The organism is Nocardioides sp. DN36 (assembly GCF_055380375.1).
This window is the reverse complement of sequence record NZ_AP043823.1, coordinates 3,749,906-3,768,785: the sequence shown is the minus strand read 5'-3', so window position 1 is coordinate 3,768,785 and position 18,880 is coordinate 3,749,906. Positions and strand designations below refer to the sequence as shown.

Here is an 18,880-nt window from a genome sequence, read left to right as displayed (position 1 = left end):
AGACGGACCGACAAAGGAGAACGCATGAAGCACGCACTGATCGCCGCCTGCCTGGTGCTGACCGCGGGCACCACCGCGGGTTGTGGTGGCGGGCCGCCGGAGGACGCCTCGAAGGCCGACTTCTGCGGCACCTTCGACGACATCGCCAAGGACATGGGGGACCTCGACGAGAACGCCAAGGACTCCGACATCGTGAAGGCGATCAAGTCCGCCGCGGACAAGCTCGAGGAGACCGGGACCCCCGAGGGGATCCCGGACGACGCCCGCAAGGGCTTCGAGACCGAGATCCAGAAGATCGGCGACCTCGACGACGACGCGTCGCAGGACGAGGTCGAGAAGCTCGACTCCGACCTGAGCGACGACGAGCAGAAGCAGGTCGACGCGTTCGACGAGTACGTCACGAAGACCTGCGGCGACTCCACCGAGTGACGACGCGTTCCCGGGAGCAGGGGCGGGCGGCCGGGAGGCCGCCCGCCCCTGCCGCGTCCGGGCCAAGACGACCTGCGTGTGCTCGCCGGGACAGCTGATTCGGGACCGGTCATCGGGGTCGACTCGTGGGACACTGCGACCCGTGAGCAGCCGCGCGTACGACGCCGCGCCGGTCACCGAGACCGACATGTACGCCGTCTCCCGGGCTCTCGACGACCCCGGGCCGTGGACCGCGCGCCGGTTGGACTACTTCTCCGCGCTGGCCACGACGGGAGGCCTGTGGCGATTCGAGGGAAGGACGTCCTCCTGCGTGCTCAAGGTGGTGCAGGCCGAACAGGTACGTGCGCCGGGCCTGCAGGGCGATCCGTTCGTCCCCTCGAGCTTCACGTTCTGGCGTCGTGAGGCCGACCTGTACGCGCGCGGCGTCGCGGACCTCCTGCCCGTGGGGCTGCGGATGCCCCGGTTGGTGCACCGCCGAGACGCCGAGGACCGGGTGCTGCTGTGGCTCGAGGACGTGCCGGGTCGTCATGACCGTGACCTGTCCGATGCTGACCTCCGCCGCACCTGCCACGCCCTGGGTCGCGCCCAGGCGCATGCCCCGGCCCCGGCAGGGCCACCGTGGTCTGCGAACACGCTGCGAGAGATCGTCGCTCCGCGACTCGGGCTGAAGGACGTCCTCGAGGATGTCGCGGCGTTCGACCACCCCGATCTCGAGGGGGTGGTCGGTGAGGTCGAGCGCGCGGCCAGCCGGCGGCTGTTCGAGAGGATGCCGCTCGTCCTGGACCGGCTGGAGGGTGCCCCGCAGGTGCTGTGCCACCACGACTTCTGGTCGGCCAACATCTTCATCCAGCACGACGGCGAGCTGGTGCTGCTGGACTGGGCGCATGCCGGGGGCGGTGTCGTCGGCGCCGATGTAGCGGTCCTGGTCGGCACCCTCATCGGTGACCGTTACCGACCGGTGGAGGCGTTTCCGGAGCTGCTGCGTGTGCTGAGTGGCGCCTACGTCGACGGCCTGCTGTCGGAGGGCTGGCCAGGGGATCCGGTGCAGGTGCTGGCGACCATCGCGCTGGCGGCGCCGGCGCGGTTCCTCGGAGCCGTCGCCAACCTACCCCGGCTGGTGCGCGACCCCGGGCTCATGCAGCTGGTCTGCGCGCGAGCGGATTGGCAGCCCGCCGACTTCGTCAGCGCCATGGCCCGGTTCGTGGTGCTCCTCGACGACACGGTCGACGAGTCCCTGGCCCGGCTGCCCGACCGGGGCGCCTGACCCGGGAGCCGGTGCCGGGGACACGGGCAGGCGCGGCGGATCACTCACACCACGTGCGGGGGGCCGCCGTTCTCGTTGACCATGGGCCGGCCGGCACCGGCCCACTCGACCATGCCGCCCTCGAGGTTGACCGCGTCGATCCCCTGCTGCACCAGGTAGCTGACGGCCTGCGCGGAGCGGCCACCGATCTTGCACACCACGAGGGTCTGCCCGACGGGCAGCTCGGCCAGCCGCTGCGGCAGCTGCATGAGCGGGATGTGCAGCGCGCCCTCGATGTGACCGTGCTGCCACTCCACCGGCTCGCGCACGTCGAGGACCACCACCCCGTCGGGGATCGGGTCGGGGACACCCTCCACGGTCACGGTCGGGATCTGGTGGTGCATGGTGGCGTCTCCGGTCACTTGAGGAGCTTGGACATCCGGCGGTCGGCGAGCGGCTTGCCGCCGGTCTGGCAGGTGGGGCAGTACTGCAGGCTGGAGTCGGCGAACGAGACCTCGCGGACGGTGTCGCCGCACACCGGGCAGGGCTGGCCGGTGCGCCCGTGCACGGCGAGGTTGGACTTCTTCTCGCCCTTCAGCTCGCTGGCCGCCAGTCCGCGGGACCGCTCGACCGCGTCGCCGAGCACGGTGCGTACGGCGTCGTACAACGTCTGGAGCTCGGTGTCGTCGAGGCTGTTGGCCGGCTTGAACGGCGACATCCGAGCGGCGTGGAGCAGCTCGTCGGAGTAGGCGTTGCCGATCCCCGCGATGGTGCCCTGGTGGCGCAGCACGCCCTTGATCTGCTTGCGCCCCTCGCGCTCGAGGATCGCCCGGAACACGTCGATGGTGAACTCGTCGGCGAGCGGGTCCGGGCCGAGGCTGGCCAGTCCGGGCACGTCGGTGGGCTCGCGCACGACGTACATCGCCAGGCTCTTGCGGGTGCCGGCCTCGGTGACGTCGAGCCCGGCGCCGTCGTCGAGCACGATGCGCACGGCGAGCGGTGACTTGTTGCTCGGCTTGGGCGGGATCGTGGGGACCTCGTCGCGCCAGCGCACCCAGCCGGCGCGGGCCAGGTGGAACACGACGTGCAGGCCGGAGGTCTGGATGTCGAGATACTTGCCGTGCCGGGTGACGCCCTCCACGAACGTGCCCTCGAGGGCCGAGAGCGGCGGGTCGAAGGTCTTCAGGGCGCTGAACGCGGCGACGTGGACCTTGACGATCGCACGGTCCCGCAGCCGGCTCCCCAGGTCCAGGGCCAGCGCTTCCACCTCGGGCAGCTCGGGCACGCGCGCCAGTGTAGGCCGCGCGCGTGGGAGCGGGCCTGCCGATTCTCTGGTCCGGCCGCCCGGCGAGGGGCATCATGGAGGCATGGCCACCGCGCGACCACTGCCGGAGACGGGGTCGATCTTCCTCGACGCCCGTGGCGGCGACCGCGCGCTCCGGGTCTCCTGGCACCACGAGTCGGGGCTGGTCGTGCTCTCGCTCTGGCGCGACAACGTGTGCTCGGGCTCCTTCCGGCTCGCCGTCGACGAGGTGCCCGACCTGATCGACCTGCTCCGCGCCGGCCTCGACTCGGCGTACGACGTCTCCCTGGGCCACCGCTCCCGCGGCCCCCACGACACCCGCGTCATCCCGCGCGTCTCCCACCCCGCCTGACGAGATAGTCCGGCACGTTTCTGACGGGGTGCGCCATGGATAGTCCGGCACGTTTCTGACGGGCAACGGGGTAGTCCGGCACGTTCCTGACGTGCTCGCCGCCCGGCGACGTCAGAAACGTGCCGGACTATCGCTGGTTCTACGCCACGCGAGGGAAATCTACGGTTCACGCTAGAGACCCCGATACGGTCCTAGGCGTGGACCCGATCAGGAACCCCTACGCGCCCGGGGCCGGGCAGCGCCCGCCCGAGCTCGCCGGCCGCGACGAGCAGCTGCAGGCGTTCGACATCGTGCTGGAGCGGGTGGCCAAGGGGCGTCCCGAGCGCAGCCTGGTGCTGACCGGCCTGCGCGGCGTCGGCAAGACGGTGCTGCTCAACGCGCTGCGCTCGGCGGCCGTACGCCGTCGCTGGGGCACCGGCAAGCTCGAGGCCCGGCCCGACCAGGGGCTGCGGCGGCCGCTGTCGAGCGCCCTGCACCAGGCGGTCCGCGAGCTCGGCCACCCGCAGGCCGACGACGTCGACCACGTGCTGGGGGTGATCAAGTCCTTCGCCCAGCGCGAGGCCGGCCCGGCGGCGAAGCTCCGAGACCAGTGGAGCCCGGGGATCGACGTGCCCGCGGTCAAGGGTCGCGCCGACTCCGGTGACATCGAGATCGACCTGGTCGAGCTGTTCACCGAGCTCGGCGGGCTGGCCAGCGATGTCGGCAAGGGCATCGGCGTCTTCATCGACGAGATGCAGGACCTCGGCCCCGACGACGTGTCGGCGCTGTGCGCCGCCTGCCACGAGATCAGCCAGTCCGGGCTGCCGGTGATCGTGGTCGGCGCCGGCCTGCCGCACCTGCCGGCGGTGCTCTCGGCCAGCAAGTCCTACTCCGAGCGGCTCTTCCGCTACCAGCGCATCGACCGGCTGGCCCGCGAGGCCGCGGACCGCGCGCTGAGCGCGCCCGCCGAGGACGAGGACGCGGCGTACGCCGAGGACGCGCTGGCGGCGATGTACGCCGCGACCGGGGGCTACCCCTACTTCATCCAGGCCTACGGCAAGGTCGTCTGGGACCTCGCGCCTCGCTCGCCGATCACGGCCGAGGACGTCGCGGTGGCCGCGCCCGAGGCCGAGCGGGAGCTGGCGGTCGGCTTCTTCGGCAGCCGCTACGAACGGGCGACGCCTGGGGAGCGGGAGTACCTCCGGGCGATGGCCGACGCCGCCGTCGAGATCGCGGAGCGCGGCGAGGAGGAGCTCGACGAGATCCAGAGCGTGCCGACGTCCGACGTGGCGGCCGCGCTCGGCAAGAAGCCGCAGTCCCTCTCCCCGGCGCGCGACGCGCTGCTGAAGAAGGGCCTGATCTACTCCGGGGAGCGCGGCCGGATCGCCTTCACCGTGCCCCACTTCGGGCGGTACCTCCGCCAGCACGCCTGAGCGCTGCGAGCCGTGTGCCTCAGAACGCGCCTGGGCGCGTGCTCAGGCACACGACTCGTTCAGCGGGCCTCGAGCAGCGCCTCGCCGTCCTCCTCCCCGATCACCACGAAGCCGAGCCGCTCGTAGAGGGCGCGGGCGCGCGGGTTGTCGTGCTGCACGGTGGCCCGGGCCGGCAGGCCGGCGTGGTGCGCCTCGACGACGAGCTGCTCGATCAGGTGCGTCCCGATCCCGTGCCCCTGGTGGGCGGGCAGCAGCTGGATGCCGGCGACCTCGACGAAGCCAGGGGTCCGCACCACCCGGAGCCGGCCGGCCCGCTCGCCGTGGATCTCGATGACGTACGTCGTGCTGTGCTCGAGGCCCGGCGGCGGGGTTCCGGTGACCTGCGCGGCGGTCCAGGCGGTGAACCTGGTCCGCCACGCGTGCTCGTCGAAGTCGGCCGGTAGCCGGTTCTGGGCGCTGGTCGCCACGATCACCACGTCGGTGAGGAAGGCGATGTCGTGGTCGGTCGCCGGGCGCAGGTGGACCGACGGCATGGGCGTCACCGGCTCGAGGCTCACACGGGGAAGGTACGTCGCGACGGGTCCGCGCGCGCCCGGATCGGGCCCTCGTCCCCAGCCCGAGGGATCGCCGGCCGGTGGGAAGCGGGGGTGCCGCCCGCGATCCTCCCTCCGCTCCTGTGGCCGGACCGGACACAATGACGCCCATGAGGCCGCAGGTCGTCGCCCACCGGGGCGCCAGCCACGACAAAGCCGAGCACACCCTCGGGGCCTACCTCGCCGCCCTCGACGACGGCGCCGAGGCGCTCGAGTGCGACGTGCGGCTCACGGCCGACGGGCACCTGGTGTGCGTGCACGACCGCAACCTGCGACGGACCGCAGCCACCCGCGCCATCGTCTCGACGATGGAGCTCGCCGACCTCGACGAGCTCGACTTCGCCTCGTGGAAGCACCCGTGGTCCGAGCTCGACGACGAGGCGCCGGAGCGCGACGAGGACCTGGACCGGGTGCTCACCCTGCGCAAGCTGCTCGAGACCGTCGCCGACTACGACCGCCCGGTCGAGGTCGCCATCGAGACCAAGCACCCCACCCGCTACGCCGGCCTGGTCGAGCGCCGCGTGGTCGACCTGCTCCGCGACTTCGGCTGGGACGTCCCCGGTGCGCCGGTCCGGGTGATGAGCTTCTCGTGGACAGCCCTCCAGCGCATCGAGCGGCTGGCGCCGGGCATCCAGCTGGTCCAGCTCCTCGAGCGGGCGCAGTACTGGCCGATGCTGCGTGGCGTCATCGGCGAGAGCTGGATCGTGGGCCCGGGCATCAAGGAGCTGCAGGACCACCCCAAGCTCGGCCGCCGGATCGCCAAGGCCGGCCACCAGATGCACGTGTGGACGGTCAACACCCCCGCCGAGCTGCAGCTGTGCCTCGACCTCGGGGTCACCGCGGTGATCAGCGACCGGCCGGCGTACATGCTCGAGCTGCTGGGCGAGCGCTGAGCCGGTTGCCGGGTCGCCGCGGGCGCCGTATAGGTTCGCGCCCATGGCCAAGCGTTCCCGCACCAAAGCCCGCGACACCCAGCTCCCCGAGGGCGAGGTCGGCCCCCGCCAGCCCTGCCCGTGCGGCTCGGGCAAGCGCTACAAGGCCTGCCACGGCGCCGCGGGTGGCGCCCCGAGCGTCTTCGTCTCCCGCCCGTTCGAGGGCATGCCCTCGGAGTGCGACGTGGTCGCGCTGCGCGAGCTGGTCCCGGCCGCGACCGCGCCGCTGACGCTGAAGGAGCCCGACAGCGCCGGCCGCAGCGTCCAGCTCTGCTCGCTGCTGCCGATGGCCGCGCCCGCGATGGTGCGTGAGAGCGGTCAGATCTGGCTGGGCCTGCAGGTCCAGCACAACTTCGGCGACCCGGCCCGCGACCTCGGCGCGGTGCTGCAGAAGGCCCTCGCGACCGAGGAGCCCGGCATCGTCGGCCTGACCGACCCGCCCGGCGAGGGCCCGCGCCTGCAGGACCTGATCACCGGGGACCGGCTCGACGTGACCGTCCACGACGGCTTCGAGTACTGGATCGCCGACGTCGAGGACCAGTCCGGCATGGCGGCGGCCCTCGAGCAGGCCAACGCGGCGGCCAGCCCCACCGCGCGCCTGACGTCGGTCGAGGCGGCGTACTGGACCAACGTGGGCTCCAAGGAGCACCTGCGCTGGGTGATGCCCGAGCCCGAGGACCAGCTGCTCGACGCGCTCGCCCGCCTGCACGCCGCCGGCAAGGACGACATCGCTCCGGGCTCGCGCTTCGTGGGCATGTTCCGGGCCCACGGCCTGCTCGCCCCGGTCTGGGATCTCCCGGTCGGCACCGGCCCGGAGCCGCTGGAGGAGCCTGCCGAACGGTTCGCGGCCGATCTGGCCGAGGCGCTCGCCGACACGTCCCCGCTGACCGCCGAGCAGCGCTCCGCCCGCTCGGGCCTGGCCAACCGTCAGGTCACGATCCGCTAGACCGGGGGAGGCGTACGCCGGTTCGGTGTGCCGAACTTGTGGTAGATCACCCCGAAATTCTCGGGCGGGGGATTGTGTGACCAACCCGCGTCACGTAGATTTTCAACTGCCCGGTCGTTGTTGTGTCCCCCGTCGACAACGGCCGGGCTTTTCAATGCCCGGATCCGGGCGGCCCGCGTCAGCCCGCGCCGCGGGCCCGGCGCAGCACGTGCGGCTGGAGCCGCGCGTAGCCCTTCACCGGCGTCCGCCGCATCCGGCGGAACGTGTACGCCGCGTCCGCGGCCGGCTCCGCCTCGTCGTCCGGTGAGCGCCCCGACAGCGCCTCGTAGGCGCCCCGGTCGACCAGCACCGTGCCGGGACGGGCGACCGAGGTGAGCCGGGCGGCGATGTTCACGACCGGCCCGAAGACGTCGCCGAGACGGCTGACCACGGGACCGTGGGCCAGGCCGGCCCGGACCTGGGGGAACCGGTCCTGCTCGTCCGCGCCGCGCTCGGTCATCCGCAGCGCCACCTCGGCCGCGGCCGTCGCGTCGTCGGCCACGAAGAGCACCTCGTCGCCGATGGTCTTGATCATCCGGCCGCCGTGGTCGACCACGAGCCCGGTCGCCTCGTCCTCGAAGTGCTCCAGCCAGTCGACGAGCTCACCCTCGGCGAGGTTCTTGCTCTGCGAGGTGTAGCCCACGATGTCGACGAAGCAGACGCTCTGCGGCGTCGCGGCCGACCCGGAGGACTCGACCGTGAGCAGTCGGCTGGTGGCACTGGCGAGGTGGCGCCGCCAGATGTAGCTCTGCAGCTTCTCCACCCGGGGCAGCACCGAGGCGGCGAGCTCGGTCAGCCGCTGCTGCGGGTCGGGCCCCTCGATCGCGACGTCGGTGAGCAGGTCGGTCTGCCACTCGGCCAGCCGGGCGTAGCTGCGACCCCAGGTCCGCACCAGGGCGGCCTGCGAGTCGGGACCGAGGATGCCCAGCTCCATCAGGTCGTGGGTGAGCACCAGGGCCTGCACGTCGGCCTCGGTGAAGGCGACGGCGTCGTCGGTCTGGTTCGGGAAGCCCAGCAGCCGCCACAGCTGCTCGGCCACCTCGAGGGGTACGCCGGCCCGCTCGGCCACCTCGACCCGGGTCAGGCCGGGCTGCTCGCCCAGCAGGAAGGTCTCGACCACCTCGAGCGCCTCGGCGAGGTCGGGCAGCTCGACCGCGCCGGTGTCCGGCGCGGAGCCCTCGTCGGGTGCGCTCACTCAGCCCGGCTGAGGCGCTGGTCCGCCGCCGCGCGGAGCGCCTCGGCGAACGCCGGGATCTCCTCGCAGAGGCCCCGGACCGCCTCGTCGGTGAAGTGGATCAGCTCGAGCGGGGTCAGCGCCACGATCGAGGCGGTCCGCAGCGAGTGGTTGACGATGGCGGCCTCACCCATGATCTCGCCGGGGCCGAGCTGGGCGATCTCGTCGCCGTGGCGGCGTACCGACACCGTGCCCTCGAGCAGGATGTAGGCCTTGTCGGCCGGGGTCTTCTCCCAGATGGGAGACCAGCCCGCAGGCACCTTCACCCTGGTGCCGGCCGCGCTGATGCGCGCGACCTCCTGTGGCGTGAACGAGTCGAAGAACGAGACAGACATGCCGTGCCTTTCGCAGACGGTCCTCCCCGGCCGGATCCTCGCCGACCGGGGCCGGGGGTGTCCAGCGTCCCGGGGCGTACCGTTCGTCACGCCTCGGGGAGCGGCTCCCGGGAGATCGGGCAGCTCATGCAGCGCGGCCCGCCGCGGCCCGAGCCCAGCTCCGACCCGGCGATCCGGACGACCTCGATGCCGGCCTCCTCGAGGCGGGAGTTGGTCTCGTCATTGCGCTCGTAGGCCACGGCCACCCGGGGCGCGAGGGCCAGGGTGTTGTTGCCGTCGTCCCACTGCTCGCGCTCGGCGGTGACGGGGTCCAGGCCGGTGTCGATCTGGTGCAGGGTGTCGATCTGCATGGCCTTGGCGGCCGCGACCAGGAACGGCTCGGCCTCGGCGATGCGCAGCTCCAGGTCACCCTCGGCGGCCGAGCCGTCGGCGGTGGTGACGGCGTAGGCCTGCAGCGAGTCGGCGACGTTGGGGTACATCACGATCTTGTCGACGTCGACCATGGTGGCCACGGTGTCGAGGTGCATGGTCGCCCGCTCCTGGGCGATCGGGACCGCCAGCACGGTGTGCGCGAGGTCGGCGTGGAAGACCTGGCGGGCGAAGCGCTCGACGCCCGCGGGGGTGGTGCGCTCGCCGACGCCGACGGCGATCACGCCGGGCGCGAGCAGCAGCACGTCGCCGCCCTCCACATGCTCGTGGTGCCAGCCGTGGATCTTGCGGGTGCCGCGGAAGCGCGGGTGCTCGGTGTAGATCAGCTCGGTGAGCTGGGTCTCCCGCGCGCGGGCCGGCATGGCGAGCGAGGTGACCGCGACCCGGTCCCGCACCCAGACGCTGGAGTCGCGCGTGAACAGCAGGTTGGGCAGCGGGTCGATGAGGAAGTCGTCGCTGGCCAGCAGCGAGGTGACCAGCCCGAAGCCGCCGCGCACCTCGTCGTTGCGGATGCCGGCGGTGAGGTAGCCGGTGAGCTCCTCGGGGGAGGCCTCGCGCAGGGCGTGCGCGAGGTAGGTGCGCATGGTGTCGCCGAGGTGCAGCCCCGAGAGCGCGGTGGTGATCGCGTGGTTGCGGGCGACCTCGCTCTCCAGCGTCTCGGCGATCAGGTCGGTCAGGTAGAGCACCTCGACGCCGCGGTCCCGCAGCGCCTGGGCGAAGGCGTCGTGCTCGTCCTGGGCGCGGGCCACCCACGGGATGCCGTCGAAGAGCAGCTTGTCGTTGTTGCGCGGCGTCAACCGCTTCAGCTCCGGGCCCGGGCGGTGGAGCATGACGGTCTGGAGCCTGCCGACCTCGCTGTCGGCGCCGTGCTGGGTCATGTGCAGCACTCTAGTGGCGCGGGCGCCCGTTGCAGGACCCGCGCCACCTTCGGCCTCAGGCCAGGAGCTCGTACGCCGTGAGCCCGGCGAGCACGAGGCAGACCGCCGCGCCGAGGTAGTGCAGCGTGTGCAGCGAGATGAACTTCAGCAGGGTCCGCCCCGCGATGGCGGCGAGCCCGCTGACCACGAGCAGGGCGCCCAGCGCACCGATGAAGACGCTGACCGGGTCCTCGTACTTCGCCACCAGCGAGATCGTCAGCAGCTGGGAGAGGTCGCCCCACTCGGCGGCGAACAGGATCAGGAAGCAGGTGAGCACGGCCTTCCAGCCGGTCGCGGCGGTCGCCTTGGCGGCGTACTCCTCCTCGTCCTCGCTGGCCTGGTGGTGGCTGCGGCCCTCGCGGAAGAGCAGCACCGCCCCGATGAGGAAGATCGCGCCGGCGACCGCGCGGACCAGGTCCTCGGGCAGGAAGGTCACCGCGTGCCCGAGCAGCACCGCCACGACCGTCTGCACCAGGAAGGCCAGGCCGACGCCGATCCAGACGAGGAGCGGGCGGTACTTCGTGGCCAGCACCAGGGTGGCGACGAAGGTCTTGTCGGGCAGCTCCACCACGAAGATCGCGACGAAGGTGAGGGCGATGACCACGAGGTCCATCAGGGGATCAGGGCTCCTGTCGGAGGAAGGCGCGGCTCGCGGCCACGGCGTCGTTGAGCACGTCGAGCACGGGGCGCCCGAGGGCCGCGGCGGCGCGCGCCACGTCGTCGTACTCCGGTTGGGCGTTGACCAGCACGCCGTCGTGCCGGGCCAGCTTGACCGCCACGGTCTGGCCGTCGATGTCGACGGAGACCATCTCGCGGTCCAGGGCGTGCTTGCCGAGGGGTTGCTCGCGCAGGCCGATCGTGGAGGTCTGCCGGAAGATCTCGGCGCGGACGGCCGCGGCCCGGTCGGCGGCGACCAGGACGCTGAGAGTGTGGGCCGGGCGACCCTTCTTCATCAGGATCGGCGTCAGCCAGGCGTCCGAGGCGCCCGCCTCGAGCAGCGCGGCGATCACCGCGGGCCAGACCCGGGGGTCCAGGTCGTCGATGTTGGTCTCGACGAGGAGCGGGGGCGCCCCAGCGGGTGAGCCGGCTCCCGTGGCCGACCCGGCTCCGGTGGTCGAGCTCCTCGAGACCAGCACCCGCAGCACGTTCGCGTGCCCCTCGGGGTCGCGGCCGCCGGCGCCGACGCCGATGGTGTCGGTGGTCATCACGGGCTGCGGCCCCCAGCCGGTCGCCAGCGTCGTGAGCAGGGCGGCGCCGGTGGGGGTGCACAGCTCGGTGGCGGGCGCCCCGGGCGGACCGGCGTACGACGGCACACCGCGCAGCAGCTCGGCCACGGCGGGCGGGGGGACGGGGAGGGTGCCGTGGGCGCCCCGGACGGTCCCCGAGCCGACGGCGACGGGGGAGACGACGACCTCGGCGAGCCCGAGGTGGGCGAAGCCAGCGCACACCCCGACCACGTCGGCGATCGCGTCCAGCGCCCCCACCTCGTGGAAGTGCACCTCGTCGGGGTCGTGGCCGTGGACCGCGCCCTCGGCGACGGCGAGCCGCTCGAACGTGCGGGTCGCGAGCTCGCGCACCTCGTCGTCGAGGTCGGCCGCAGCCAGCAGCGCGCGGATGTCGCGCCAGGTGCGGTGGTGGACGGAGTCCGCGACCTCCACGTGGCAGCGGGTGGCGGCGAAGCCGTTGCGGGTCACCTGCTCGACGTCGAGGGTCACCGGCTCGGGCGCGATCGCGTCGACCGCGCCCTGCAGCACGTCGACCGGCACGCCCGCGCCCACCAGGGCGCCCAGCAGCATGTCGCCACTGGCACCCGAGGAGGCGTCGACCCAGATCGTCACGAGGCCCCCGGCCGCGGGGCCGCGTTGCGGGCGACCCGGGCGGCGAAGACGCCGGCGCCGTAGCCGTTGTCGATGTTGACGACCGTGACTCCCGGGGCGCACGAGTTCAGCATGCCCAGGAGGGCGGCGAGCCCGCCGAACGAGGCGCCGTACCCCACGGAGGTGGGGACCGCCACGAGGGGGACACCGGTCAGCCCGCCGACGACGGACGGCAGGGCGCCCTCCATCCCGGCGACCACGACCAGGCAGTCGGCGGCGGCCAGCCGGTCCCGGACGCCGAGGATCCGGTGCAGCCCGGCGACGCCGACGTCCTCGATCCGGTCCACGCCGGCGCCGTGCACCCGGATCGTGAGGGCCGCCTCGGCCGCGACGGAGGCGTCGGAGGTGCCGGCGCTGACCACCGCCACCGTGCCGCGCGCCGTCGGCAGCGGTCCGAGGGTGACGGCTCGGGCGACCGGGTCGAGCGTCGCACCGGGCAGGGCGTCGGCGACCCGGGCGAGGGCCTCGTCGGAGAGCCGGGTCGCGAGCACCGCGCGCTCGGGGTGGCGCTCCTGGAGGGTGCGCAGGATCTCGACGACCTGGTGGGGCGTCTTGCCGGCGCCGTAGACGACCTCGGGGTCACCGGTGCGGGCGGCGCGGTCGACGTCCACGCGCGCGAAGCCGAGGTCGGCGACGCGCGGGTCGGGCGAGGCGCCGGACGTCGGGCGGTCCCCCGGGTGTGCAGGGTGGTCGGGCTGGTCCACGCAGAGGAACCTACCCGGCGCCGCACCCGGCACCGGCTCCCGCCCGGGCCCTACGACCCTGTCCGCCGGTCCGCCTCGGGGTGTTGGCTCCCGGTGGGTGGAGGACCCGCCCGGGTGCCGACGACCCGGGGTGACGAGGAGGCCGTCGTGGCGAGGTTCGAGCGCTACCCGCAGGGGACGCCCTGCTACGTCGAGCTGACGACACCCGACCAGGCGGCGGCGCGAGCCTTCTACACCGGGCTGTTCGGCTGGGAGGTCGAGGAGGTCCCTGTCGACGACGAGGGCTCCCACTACCTGACGGCGGCCCTCGAGGGGGACCCCGTCGCCGGCATCGCCGGTCAGGGGCCGGACCAGGCCGGCCGGCCGGCGTCCTGGGCGGTCTACCTCGCGGTGGACGACGTCGCCGCCGCGGCGACCCGGGTGGCGGGGGCCGGCGGGAAGGTCCTGGCCGGGCCGTTCGACGTGATGGAGCTGGGCCGGATGGCGGTCGTGGAGGACCCCACCGGCGCCCGCGTCAACCTGTGGCAGTCCCTGACCCACGCGGGCACCGTGCGTGCCAACGAGCCCGGCACCCCGGTGTGGCACGAGCTGATGACCCCCGACGTCGACCGCGCCACCCGCTTCTACAGCGACGTCCTCGGGGTGGGCTGGGAGACGATGCCGGTGGACGGCACCGACTACTCCTGCCTCGTGGTCGAGGGGCGGCAGGTCGCCGGCGCGATGGCGCCGCCCCGGCCCGGGATCCCGCCGTGCTGGTCGGTCTACTTCGACGTGGAGAGCGTGGACGACGCGGTGGCGTGGGCCCAGCACCTCGGCGCGACGGTCCTGGCGCCCGCCTTCGACCTCCCCGGGGTGGGCCGGATGGCCGTGCTCGCCGACCCGCAGGGCGCCACGTTCGACCTGATGCAGTCCCAGCCGGCGGGCTGAGCCGGTCGTCGCGGGTCAGCCCGCGCGGAAGGGGTCGGCGGGGTAGACGCCGAGGACCTTCACGTCGGTGGTGAAGAAGGCGAGCTCCTCGAGCGCGTTGCGCACCGGTACGTCGTCGGGGTGGCCGTCGACCTCGGCGAGGAACTGGGTCGCGGTGAACTCCCCGCCGACCATGTAGCTCTCCAGCTTGGTCATGTTGACGCCGTTCGTGGCGAAGCCACCGAGGGCCTTGTAGAGCGCGGCGGGCAGGTTGCGGACGTTGAAGATGAAGCTGGTCACCACGGGGCCGTCGCCGGCGGGCGCCTCGACGAGCTCGCGGGAGAGGACCACGAACCGGGTGGTGTTGTGCTCCTCGTCCTCCACGTCGTCGGCCAGGACCTGCAGGCCGTAGATGTCGGCAGCCAGCGGCGGCGAGATCGCGGCCTGGGTCGGGTCGCCGGCCTCGGCGACCTCGCGGGCCGCTCCCGCGGTGTCGCCGGAGATGATCGGTGTGAGGCCGTGCTCGCGGATGACCTTGCGGCACTGGCCGAGCGCGTGGACGTGGCTGTGCACGGTGCGGATGGTGTCCAGCGTGGAGCCGGGGACCCCCATCAGGCTGAACCGGATCCGCAGGAAGTGCTCGGCGATGATGTGCAGGTCCGACGCCGGGAGGAAGTGGTGGATGTCGGCGACCCGGCCGGCGATCGAGTTGTCGATCGGGATCATGGCCAGGTCGGCCTCGCCCGACTCGACCGCGGCGAAGACGTCCTCGAACGACGCGCAGGGGAGCGCCTCCCAGTCCGGGTAGTGCTCCTTGCACACCAGGTGCGAGTTGGCGCCTGGTTCTCCCTGGTAGGCGATGCGTCGGTCGGTCACGCTCCTCATGCTTCCACGGCTCGCGCATCCCCTCGTCGCGTTGACCACCCGTTGGCCGTCACCGGGCGGGGCGCCGCCGGTTGGCGGAGTTCGCTACCTAGGCTTCGCACCGTGCCGTTCCTCGTCTCGATCGCCCTGCTGGTCGCCCTCGCCGCCCTGGTCCTCTCGGTCCTCTCGCTCCGCCGGCAGAGTGCCGCCCGGCGCAAGGTCGGCGCCGACGCGCTGCCCCAGGACGTCTACGGCCTGCGGCAGGAGGTCGCGGCGTTGCGCGCCGAGGCCCGCGACGCGCTGCGCCACCTCGCGGTGGTCCGGTACGACGCCTTCGGGGACATGGGCGGCCACCTGTCCTGGTCGCTCGCGCTCCTCGACGAGAGCGGCCACGGGGTCGTGCTGACCTCGATCCACGGCCGCAGCGACTCGCGCACCTACGCCAAGAGCATCTCGGCCTGGTCCTGCGAGCAGCAGCTCTCGCCGGAGGAGCAGGAGGCGATCGAGGGCGCCCGCCCGTAGCGTCCGGTCACGGCTCCAGCGTGTAGCCCAGCCCGCTGCTGGTCACCAGGTGGCGCGGGTGCGCGGGGTCGTCCTCGAGCTTGCGCCGCAGCTGCGCGGCGTACACCCGCAGGTAGTGGCTCTCGTGCTCGTACGCCGGCCCCCACACCTCGCGCAGGATCTGCTGTCGCGAGACCAGCTTGCCGAGGTTGCGGGCGAGCAGCTCGAGGAAGGCCCACTCCGTGGGGGTGAGGCGTACGTCGGCCCCGGCTCGGGTCACCTTCTTGCGGGCCAGGTCGATGACCAGGTCCCCCACCTCCACGACGGAGGCGCCCGGTGCCGTCTCCTGGCTGCGGCGCACCGCAGCCCGCAGCCGGGCCATCAGCTCGTTCATCGCGAACGGCTTGGTGACGTAGTCGTCGGCGCCGAGGTCGAGCGCCTCCACCTTGTCCTCGCCGTGCTGGCGCGCGGAGAGCACCACGATCGGCACGCTCGTCCAGCCACGCAGGCCGGCGATCACCTCGGTGCCGTCCATGTCGGGGAGGCCGAGGTCGAGCACGACCACGTCGGGATGCGTCTCGGCGGCAGCGGTGAGCGCGCCGCGCCCGTCGGCGGCGGTGACGACCTCCCAGCCGTGCGCGCGGAGGTTGATCGCCAGCGCGCGGGCCAGCGCCGGCTCGTCGTCGACGACCAGCACGCGGTGGCTCATGCGTCCTCGCTCTCGGGATCGACCCGCGGGACGGACAGCACCATCGTCAGCCCGCCACCCGGCGTGTCCTCCGCGGTCAGGGTGCCCCCCATCGCCTCGGTGAGGCCGCGAGCCACGGCCAGGCCGAGCCCGAGGCCACCGGGGCTGGTGTCGCCGAGACGCTGGAACGGCTCGAACATCCGCTCGCGCAGAGGGGCGGGCACGCCCGGGCCGCGGTCGACCACGAGGATCGACATCTCGTGCTCGAGGACCTGCGCGACCACGCGGACCGGTGTCCCTCGCGAGACCCGGACCGCGTTGGCGACCAGGTTCGCGACGACCCGCTCGAGCAGCCCCGCGTCGGTCCGCACGAACGGCGCCGACTCGTCCAGCTCGAGGACGACGCTGCCCGGCGGGTGGCCGGCCACCGCGATCGGCAGGATCTCCTCGAGGCTGCGGGGCCGCAGCACCGGGTGCAGGAGCCCGGTCTGCAGCCGGGACAGGTCGAGCAGGTCGTCGATGAGGTGCTCGAGCTGGTCGGTGGCGGAGTCGACGGCCTCGACCAGGGTGCGCCGGTCGGCCTCGTCGAGAGCACGCCCGCCGGAGACGAGGCCGTCCACCGCCGTGCGCATGGTGGCCAGCGGCGTACGCAGGTCGTGCGAGACGGCGCGCAGGATCGCGGTGCTGGTCGCGTCCGCGCGCTCGAGCGCGACCGCGCGGTTCTCGCTCTCGCGCAGCCGTCGGTACTCCAGCACCAGGCCGGTCTGGACGGCGAACCCCTCGAGCACCCGCTGGTCGGAGGCGCGCAGCGTCGACCCGCGCAGGGCGAGGACGTGGTCGTCGTCGACGGTGACCCGGGAGTCGGCCCCGTCCGGCACCGCCGCCGGGTGCGGTCCGCTCGCGGCGACCAGCCGCCAGGTGCCGGCAGGGGTCCGGGCCAGCAGCGCCACGGAGTCCTGGGCGAAGGTCTCCCGCAGCCGCTCCACGATCGCCTCGGCGGTGTCCTGACCGGTGAGCACCGACTGGGACAGCGACGCCAGGGTCGCGGCCTCGGCCCGTGCCTGCGCGGCCTCGGAGGCGCGGCGGGAGGCCCGGTCGACCACGGTCGCCACGCCGACGGCCACGGCGACGTAGACCATCAGGGCGACCAGGTTGGTGGGCTCGGCGATGGTCAGGCGACCGACCGGAGGGGTGAAGAACCAGTTGAGCGTGAGGAACCCGGCCAGGGCGGCCAGGAGGGCGGGCAGCATCCCGCCCACGAGGGCGACCAGGACGGTGCCGGCGAGGAAGAGCAGCAGCGCCAGGGGCAGCTGGTGGGACTCGTCCAGCGACTGCAGCCCGGCGGCCAGCACCAGCGGCAGCGCGAGGGCCAGGAGCCAGCCGACCAGCTGGCGGCGACGGCTGAGCGGCGACAGCTGCCTGCGGGAGCGAGCCGCCCCCGCCACCCGCTCGTGGGTGACCAGGTGGACGTCGATCGCCCCCGCCAGCGAGGCGATGCGGTCGCCGGTGGATCCCGTGAAGAGCCGGCGGAGCCTGCCGTGCCGCGAGACACCGACCACGATCATCGTCGCGTTGGCACCGGTGGCGAAGTCCACGACGGAGTCCGCCACCTCCTCACCCACCACGGTGTGGAAGGAGCCTCCCAGCGACTCGACCAGCTGCTGGGAGCGGGCGACCCGCCCGTCGTCGACGTTGCGGAGGCCGTCGGTGGCGATCACGTGCACGGCCAGCAGCTCCGAGCCGGCTGCCCGCTGGGCGAGGCGCGCGCCGCGACGCAGCAGCGTCTCGCTCTCCTCGCCTCCCGTGACCGCGACGACGATGCGCTCCTTGGTCGGCCAGGGGGCTGCGATGTCGTGCGCCCGACGGTAGTCATCAAGGGCGTCGTCGACCCGGTCGGCGAGCCAGAGCAGGGCCAGCTCACGCAGCGCGGTCAGGTTGCCGACCCGGAAGTAGGACGCCAGCGAGGCGTCGATCTGCTCAGGCCGGTAGATGTTGCCGTGCGCCATCCGCCGCCGCAGCGCGTCCGGGGCCATGTCGACCAGCTGGATCTGGTCGGCGGTGCGGACCACGTCGTCGGGAACGGTCTCGCGCTGCCGGACCCCGGTGATCCGCTCCACCTCGTCGTTGATCGACTCCAGGTGCTGGATGTTGACGGTGGTGATGACGTCGATGCCCGCGGCTCGCAGGTCCTCGACGTCCTGGGCGCGCTTCTCGTGCCGGCTGCCCGGCACGTTGGTGTGCGCCAGCTCGTCGACGAGGACCACGGCCGGCCTGCGGGCCAGGATCGCGTCGGTGTCCATCTCGGTGAACGTCGCGCCGCGGTGGTCGACCTCCTTGCGCGGGACCACCTCGAGGCCGTCGACCTGGGCCAGGGTCTTGGCTCGCCCGTGGGTCTCGACGTACCCCACGACGACATCGGTGCCGCGCTCGCAGCGGCGCCGGGCCTCGTCGAGCATGGCGTAGGTCTTGCCCACGCCGGGGGCAGCGCCGAGGTACACCGTCAGCTTTCCCCGGCGCCGCTCCTCCATGTCTCGATCCTGCCAGTCCGTCAGCCCTGGGCTGAGACCGACGAGGCTCGGAGCACGTCGATGTTCAGCTCCAGCACGTTGACGCGGGGTTCGCCCAGGAAGCCCAGGGTCCGGCCCGAGGTGTTGTCCTCGACAAGTCGCTGGACGTGGGCGACGCTCAGCCCGTTGGCCTTCGCGACCCGGGCCACCTGCAGGTCGGCGTACGCCGGTGAGATGTCGGGGTCCAGCCCGGACCCCGAGGCGGTGACGGCGTCCGGGGGCACGGCGCCCGGCTCGACACCGTCCCGCCCGGCGATCTCGGCGCGCCGCTCCTCGATGCTGGCGACCAGGTCGGTGCTCTCGGGACCGAGGTTGGAGCCGTAGGTGTCGAGCGGGTCCCAGCCGTCGCCCGCGGCGGACGGGCGGGGGTGGAACAGGTCCTTGCCGACGGTCCGCTGACCCAGGAGGGCCGAGCCGACCGCGTCCCTCGCGGCCGTGACGTGGTTGCCGGACGCGTCGACGAGGGAGCCGTCGGCCTGCCACGGCATCGCAACCTGGGCGATGCCGGTGATCGCGAGCGGGTAGGCGAGGCCGAGGACCAGCGTCAGCAGCACGAGCGCGCGCAGGCCCGCGAGGCTGTGGCGGAACAGGGCGTAGAGGTCGTTCATG

Annotated in this window: 21 protein-coding genes; 8 read left to right on the top strand and 13 right to left on the bottom strand. The window is 73.1% G+C overall.

The features are described 5' to 3' along the window. The first annotated feature begins 24 nt into the window (after positions 1-24). Positions 25-429: a hypothetical protein gene (locus ACZ43H_RS19050; protein ID WP_464585534.1), complete on the top strand. Its 405-nt coding sequence runs from the start codon at positions 25-27 to the stop codon at positions 427-429. Positions 430-571: 142 nt separating this feature from the next. Continuing rightward, on the top strand, positions 572-1,693 hold the full coding sequence (locus tag ACZ43H_RS19045) for a phosphotransferase (RefSeq protein ID WP_464585532.1): 1,122 nt from the start codon (positions 572-574) through the stop codon (positions 1,691-1,693). Between the two features lie 44 nt (positions 1,694-1,737). Here the strand turns inward: ACZ43H_RS19045 and ACZ43H_RS19040 are convergent, their stop codons facing one another. Continuing rightward, a complete protein-coding gene (locus tag ACZ43H_RS19040; protein WP_464585531.1) occupies positions 1,738-2,094 on the bottom strand; it encodes a rhodanese-like domain-containing protein in 357 nt (118 codons plus the stop codon). Next, positions 2,091-2,957, bottom strand: a complete 867-nt coding sequence (locus ACZ43H_RS19035; RefSeq protein WP_464585530.1) for an Fpg/Nei family DNA glycosylase — start codon at positions 2,955-2,957, stop codon at positions 2,091-2,093. The genes ACZ43H_RS19040 and ACZ43H_RS19035 overlap by 4 nt, the downstream gene beginning before the upstream one ends. An 82-nt stretch (positions 2,958-3,039) precedes the next feature. On the opposite strand from ACZ43H_RS19035, the gene ACZ43H_RS19030 reads away from it, so the two are divergent. Together ACZ43H_RS19030 and ACZ43H_RS19025 are read left to right on the top strand one after the other, a co-directional pair. After that, entirely contained in the window at positions 3,040-3,327 is a 288-nt protein-coding gene (locus ACZ43H_RS19030; RefSeq protein ID WP_464585529.1) for a hypothetical protein, read from the top strand. A gap of 197 nt (positions 3,328-3,524) precedes the next feature. Then, a complete protein-coding gene (locus tag ACZ43H_RS19025) occupies positions 3,525-4,739 on the top strand; it encodes an ATP-binding protein (RefSeq protein ID WP_464585528.1) in 1,215 nt (404 codons plus the stop codon). A 59-nt stretch (positions 4,740-4,798) separates the two neighbouring features. Here the strand turns inward: ACZ43H_RS19025 and ACZ43H_RS19020 are convergent, their stop codons facing one another. Beyond that, positions 4,799-5,296, bottom strand: coding sequence for an N-acetyltransferase family protein (locus tag ACZ43H_RS19020; RefSeq protein WP_464585526.1), 498 nt, complete (start codon positions 5,294-5,296; stop codon positions 4,799-4,801). Between the two features lie 146 nt (positions 5,297-5,442). On the opposite strand from ACZ43H_RS19020, the gene ACZ43H_RS19015 reads away from it, so the two are divergent. Together ACZ43H_RS19015 and ACZ43H_RS19010 are read left to right on the top strand one after the other, a co-directional pair. After that, the gene (locus ACZ43H_RS19015) at positions 5,443-6,225 is read left to right on the top strand and encodes a glycerophosphodiester phosphodiesterase (RefSeq protein ID WP_464585524.1); all 783 of its coding nucleotides are present in this window, start codon (positions 5,443-5,445) and stop codon (positions 6,223-6,225) included. Between the two features lie 43 nt (positions 6,226-6,268). Continuing rightward, complete coding sequence (locus ACZ43H_RS19010; protein WP_464585522.1) at positions 6,269-7,210, top strand: DUF5926 family protein; 942 nt, start codon at positions 6,269-6,271, stop codon at positions 7,208-7,210. Positions 7,211-7,388: 178 nt separating this feature from the next. Here ACZ43H_RS19010 and ACZ43H_RS19005 read toward each other — a convergent pair whose 3' ends face one another. From ACZ43H_RS19005 to larB, 6 genes are all read right to left on the bottom strand, one after another. Further along, complete coding sequence (locus tag ACZ43H_RS19005; RefSeq protein WP_464585520.1) at positions 7,389-8,444, bottom strand: adenylate/guanylate cyclase domain-containing protein; 1,056 nt, start codon at positions 8,442-8,444, stop codon at positions 7,389-7,391. After that, on the bottom strand, positions 8,441-8,818 hold the full coding sequence (locus ACZ43H_RS19000; protein WP_464585519.1) for a Crp/Fnr family transcriptional regulator: 378 nt from the start codon (positions 8,816-8,818) through the stop codon (positions 8,441-8,443). Before ACZ43H_RS19000 ends, ACZ43H_RS19005 begins: the two co-directional genes overlap by 4 nt. A gap of 86 nt (positions 8,819-8,904) precedes the next feature. Then, positions 8,905-10,125, bottom strand: a complete 1,221-nt coding sequence (locus ACZ43H_RS18995) for an arginine deiminase (RefSeq protein ID WP_464585517.1) — start codon at positions 10,123-10,125, stop codon at positions 8,905-8,907. Positions 10,126-10,180: 55 nt separating this feature from the next. Then, positions 10,181-10,777, bottom strand: a complete 597-nt coding sequence (locus ACZ43H_RS18990) for a TMEM165/GDT1 family protein (protein ID WP_464585515.1) — start codon at positions 10,775-10,777, stop codon at positions 10,181-10,183. A gap of 7 nt (positions 10,778-10,784) precedes the next feature. Next, positions 10,785-12,002 (bottom strand): nickel pincer cofactor biosynthesis protein LarC, encoded by a 1,218-nt coding sequence (gene larC, locus ACZ43H_RS18985; protein ID WP_464585513.1) that lies wholly within the window; start codon positions 12,000-12,002, stop codon positions 10,785-10,787. Beyond that, positions 11,999-12,745 (bottom strand): nickel pincer cofactor biosynthesis protein LarB, encoded by a 747-nt coding sequence (gene larB / locus ACZ43H_RS18980; protein ID WP_464585511.1) that lies wholly within the window; start codon positions 12,743-12,745, stop codon positions 11,999-12,001. The genes larC and larB overlap by 4 nt, the downstream gene beginning before the upstream one ends. 114 nt (positions 12,746-12,859) lie before the next feature. Between larB and ACZ43H_RS18975 the strand changes: the two genes are divergently transcribed. Continuing rightward, positions 12,860-13,672 carry a VOC family protein gene (locus ACZ43H_RS18975; RefSeq protein ID WP_464585509.1) on the top strand — a complete coding sequence of 271 codons (813 nt, stop codon included), beginning with the start codon at positions 12,860-12,862 and terminating at the stop codon, positions 13,670-13,672. Between the two features lie 15 nt (positions 13,673-13,687). Here the strand turns inward: ACZ43H_RS18975 and ACZ43H_RS18970 are convergent, their stop codons facing one another. Then, complete coding sequence (locus tag ACZ43H_RS18970; RefSeq protein ID WP_464585507.1) at positions 13,688-14,536, bottom strand: prephenate dehydratase; 849 nt, start codon at positions 14,534-14,536, stop codon at positions 13,688-13,690. Positions 14,537-14,638: 102 nt separating this feature from the next. On the opposite strand from ACZ43H_RS18970, the gene ACZ43H_RS18965 reads away from it, so the two are divergent. Then, a complete protein-coding gene (locus ACZ43H_RS18965; RefSeq protein WP_464585506.1) occupies positions 14,639-15,037 on the top strand; it encodes a DUF4446 family protein in 399 nt (132 codons plus the stop codon). A gap of 7 nt (positions 15,038-15,044) precedes the next feature. Here ACZ43H_RS18965 and ACZ43H_RS18960 read toward each other — a convergent pair whose 3' ends face one another. Genes ACZ43H_RS18960 through kdpC form a run of 3 tightly spaced genes read right to left on the bottom strand, consistent with a single transcriptional unit; the run spans position 15,045 to position 18,879 of the window. Next, complete coding sequence (locus ACZ43H_RS18960) at positions 15,045-15,725, bottom strand: response regulator (protein WP_464585504.1); 681 nt, start codon at positions 15,723-15,725, stop codon at positions 15,045-15,047. Continuing rightward, entirely contained in the window at positions 15,722-18,232 is a 2,511-nt protein-coding gene (locus ACZ43H_RS18955; protein WP_464585502.1) for a sensor histidine kinase, read from the bottom strand. Before ACZ43H_RS18955 ends, ACZ43H_RS18960 begins: the two co-directional genes overlap by 4 nt. Positions 18,233-18,252: 20 nt before the next feature. Then, positions 18,253-18,879 carry a potassium-transporting ATPase subunit KdpC gene (gene kdpC, locus ACZ43H_RS18950; RefSeq protein ID WP_464585500.1) on the bottom strand — a complete coding sequence of 209 codons (627 nt, stop codon included), beginning with the start codon at positions 18,877-18,879 and terminating at the stop codon, positions 18,253-18,255. Between the last annotated feature and the right edge of the window lies 1 nt (position 18,880).

Bases quoted from the DNA above. Each gene is read 5' to 3' on its own strand.
- ACZ43H_RS19050 (WP_464585534.1), top strand. From the start codon at position 25: ATGAAGCACGCACTGATCGCCGCCTGCCTGGTGCTGACCGCGGGCACC.
- ACZ43H_RS19030 (WP_464585529.1), top strand. From the start codon at position 3,040: ATGGCCACCGCGCGACCACTGCCGGAGACGGGGTCGATCTTCCTCGAC.
- ACZ43H_RS19015 (WP_464585524.1), top strand. From the start codon at position 5,443: ATGAGGCCGCAGGTCGTCGCCCACCGGGGCGCCAGCCACGACAAAGCC.
- ACZ43H_RS19010 (WP_464585522.1), top strand. From the start codon at position 6,269: ATGGCCAAGCGTTCCCGCACCAAAGCCCGCGACACCCAGCTCCCCGAG.
- ACZ43H_RS19000 (WP_464585519.1), bottom strand. From the start codon at position 8,818: ATGTCTGTCTCGTTCTTCGACTCGTTCACGCCACAGGAGGTCGCGCGC.
- ACZ43H_RS18995 (WP_464585517.1), bottom strand. From the start codon at position 10,125: ATGACCCAGCACGGCGCCGACAGCGAGGTCGGCAGGCTCCAGACCGTC.
- ACZ43H_RS18990 (WP_464585515.1), bottom strand. From the start codon at position 10,777: ATGGACCTCGTGGTCATCGCCCTCACCTTCGTCGCGATCTTCGTGGTG.
- ACZ43H_RS18970 (WP_464585507.1), bottom strand. From the start codon at position 14,536: ATGAGGAGCGTGACCGACCGACGCATCGCCTACCAGGGAGAACCAGGC.
- ACZ43H_RS18960 (WP_464585504.1), bottom strand. From the start codon at position 15,725: ATGAGCCACCGCGTGCTGGTCGTCGACGACGAGCCGGCGCTGGCCCGC.
- ACZ43H_RS18955 (WP_464585502.1), bottom strand. From the start codon at position 18,232: ATGGAGGAGCGGCGCCGGGGAAAGCTGACGGTGTACCTCGGCGCTGCC.
- kdpC (WP_464585500.1), bottom strand. From the start codon at position 18,879: ATGAACGACCTCTACGCCCTGTTCCGCCACAGCCTCGCGGGCCTGCGC.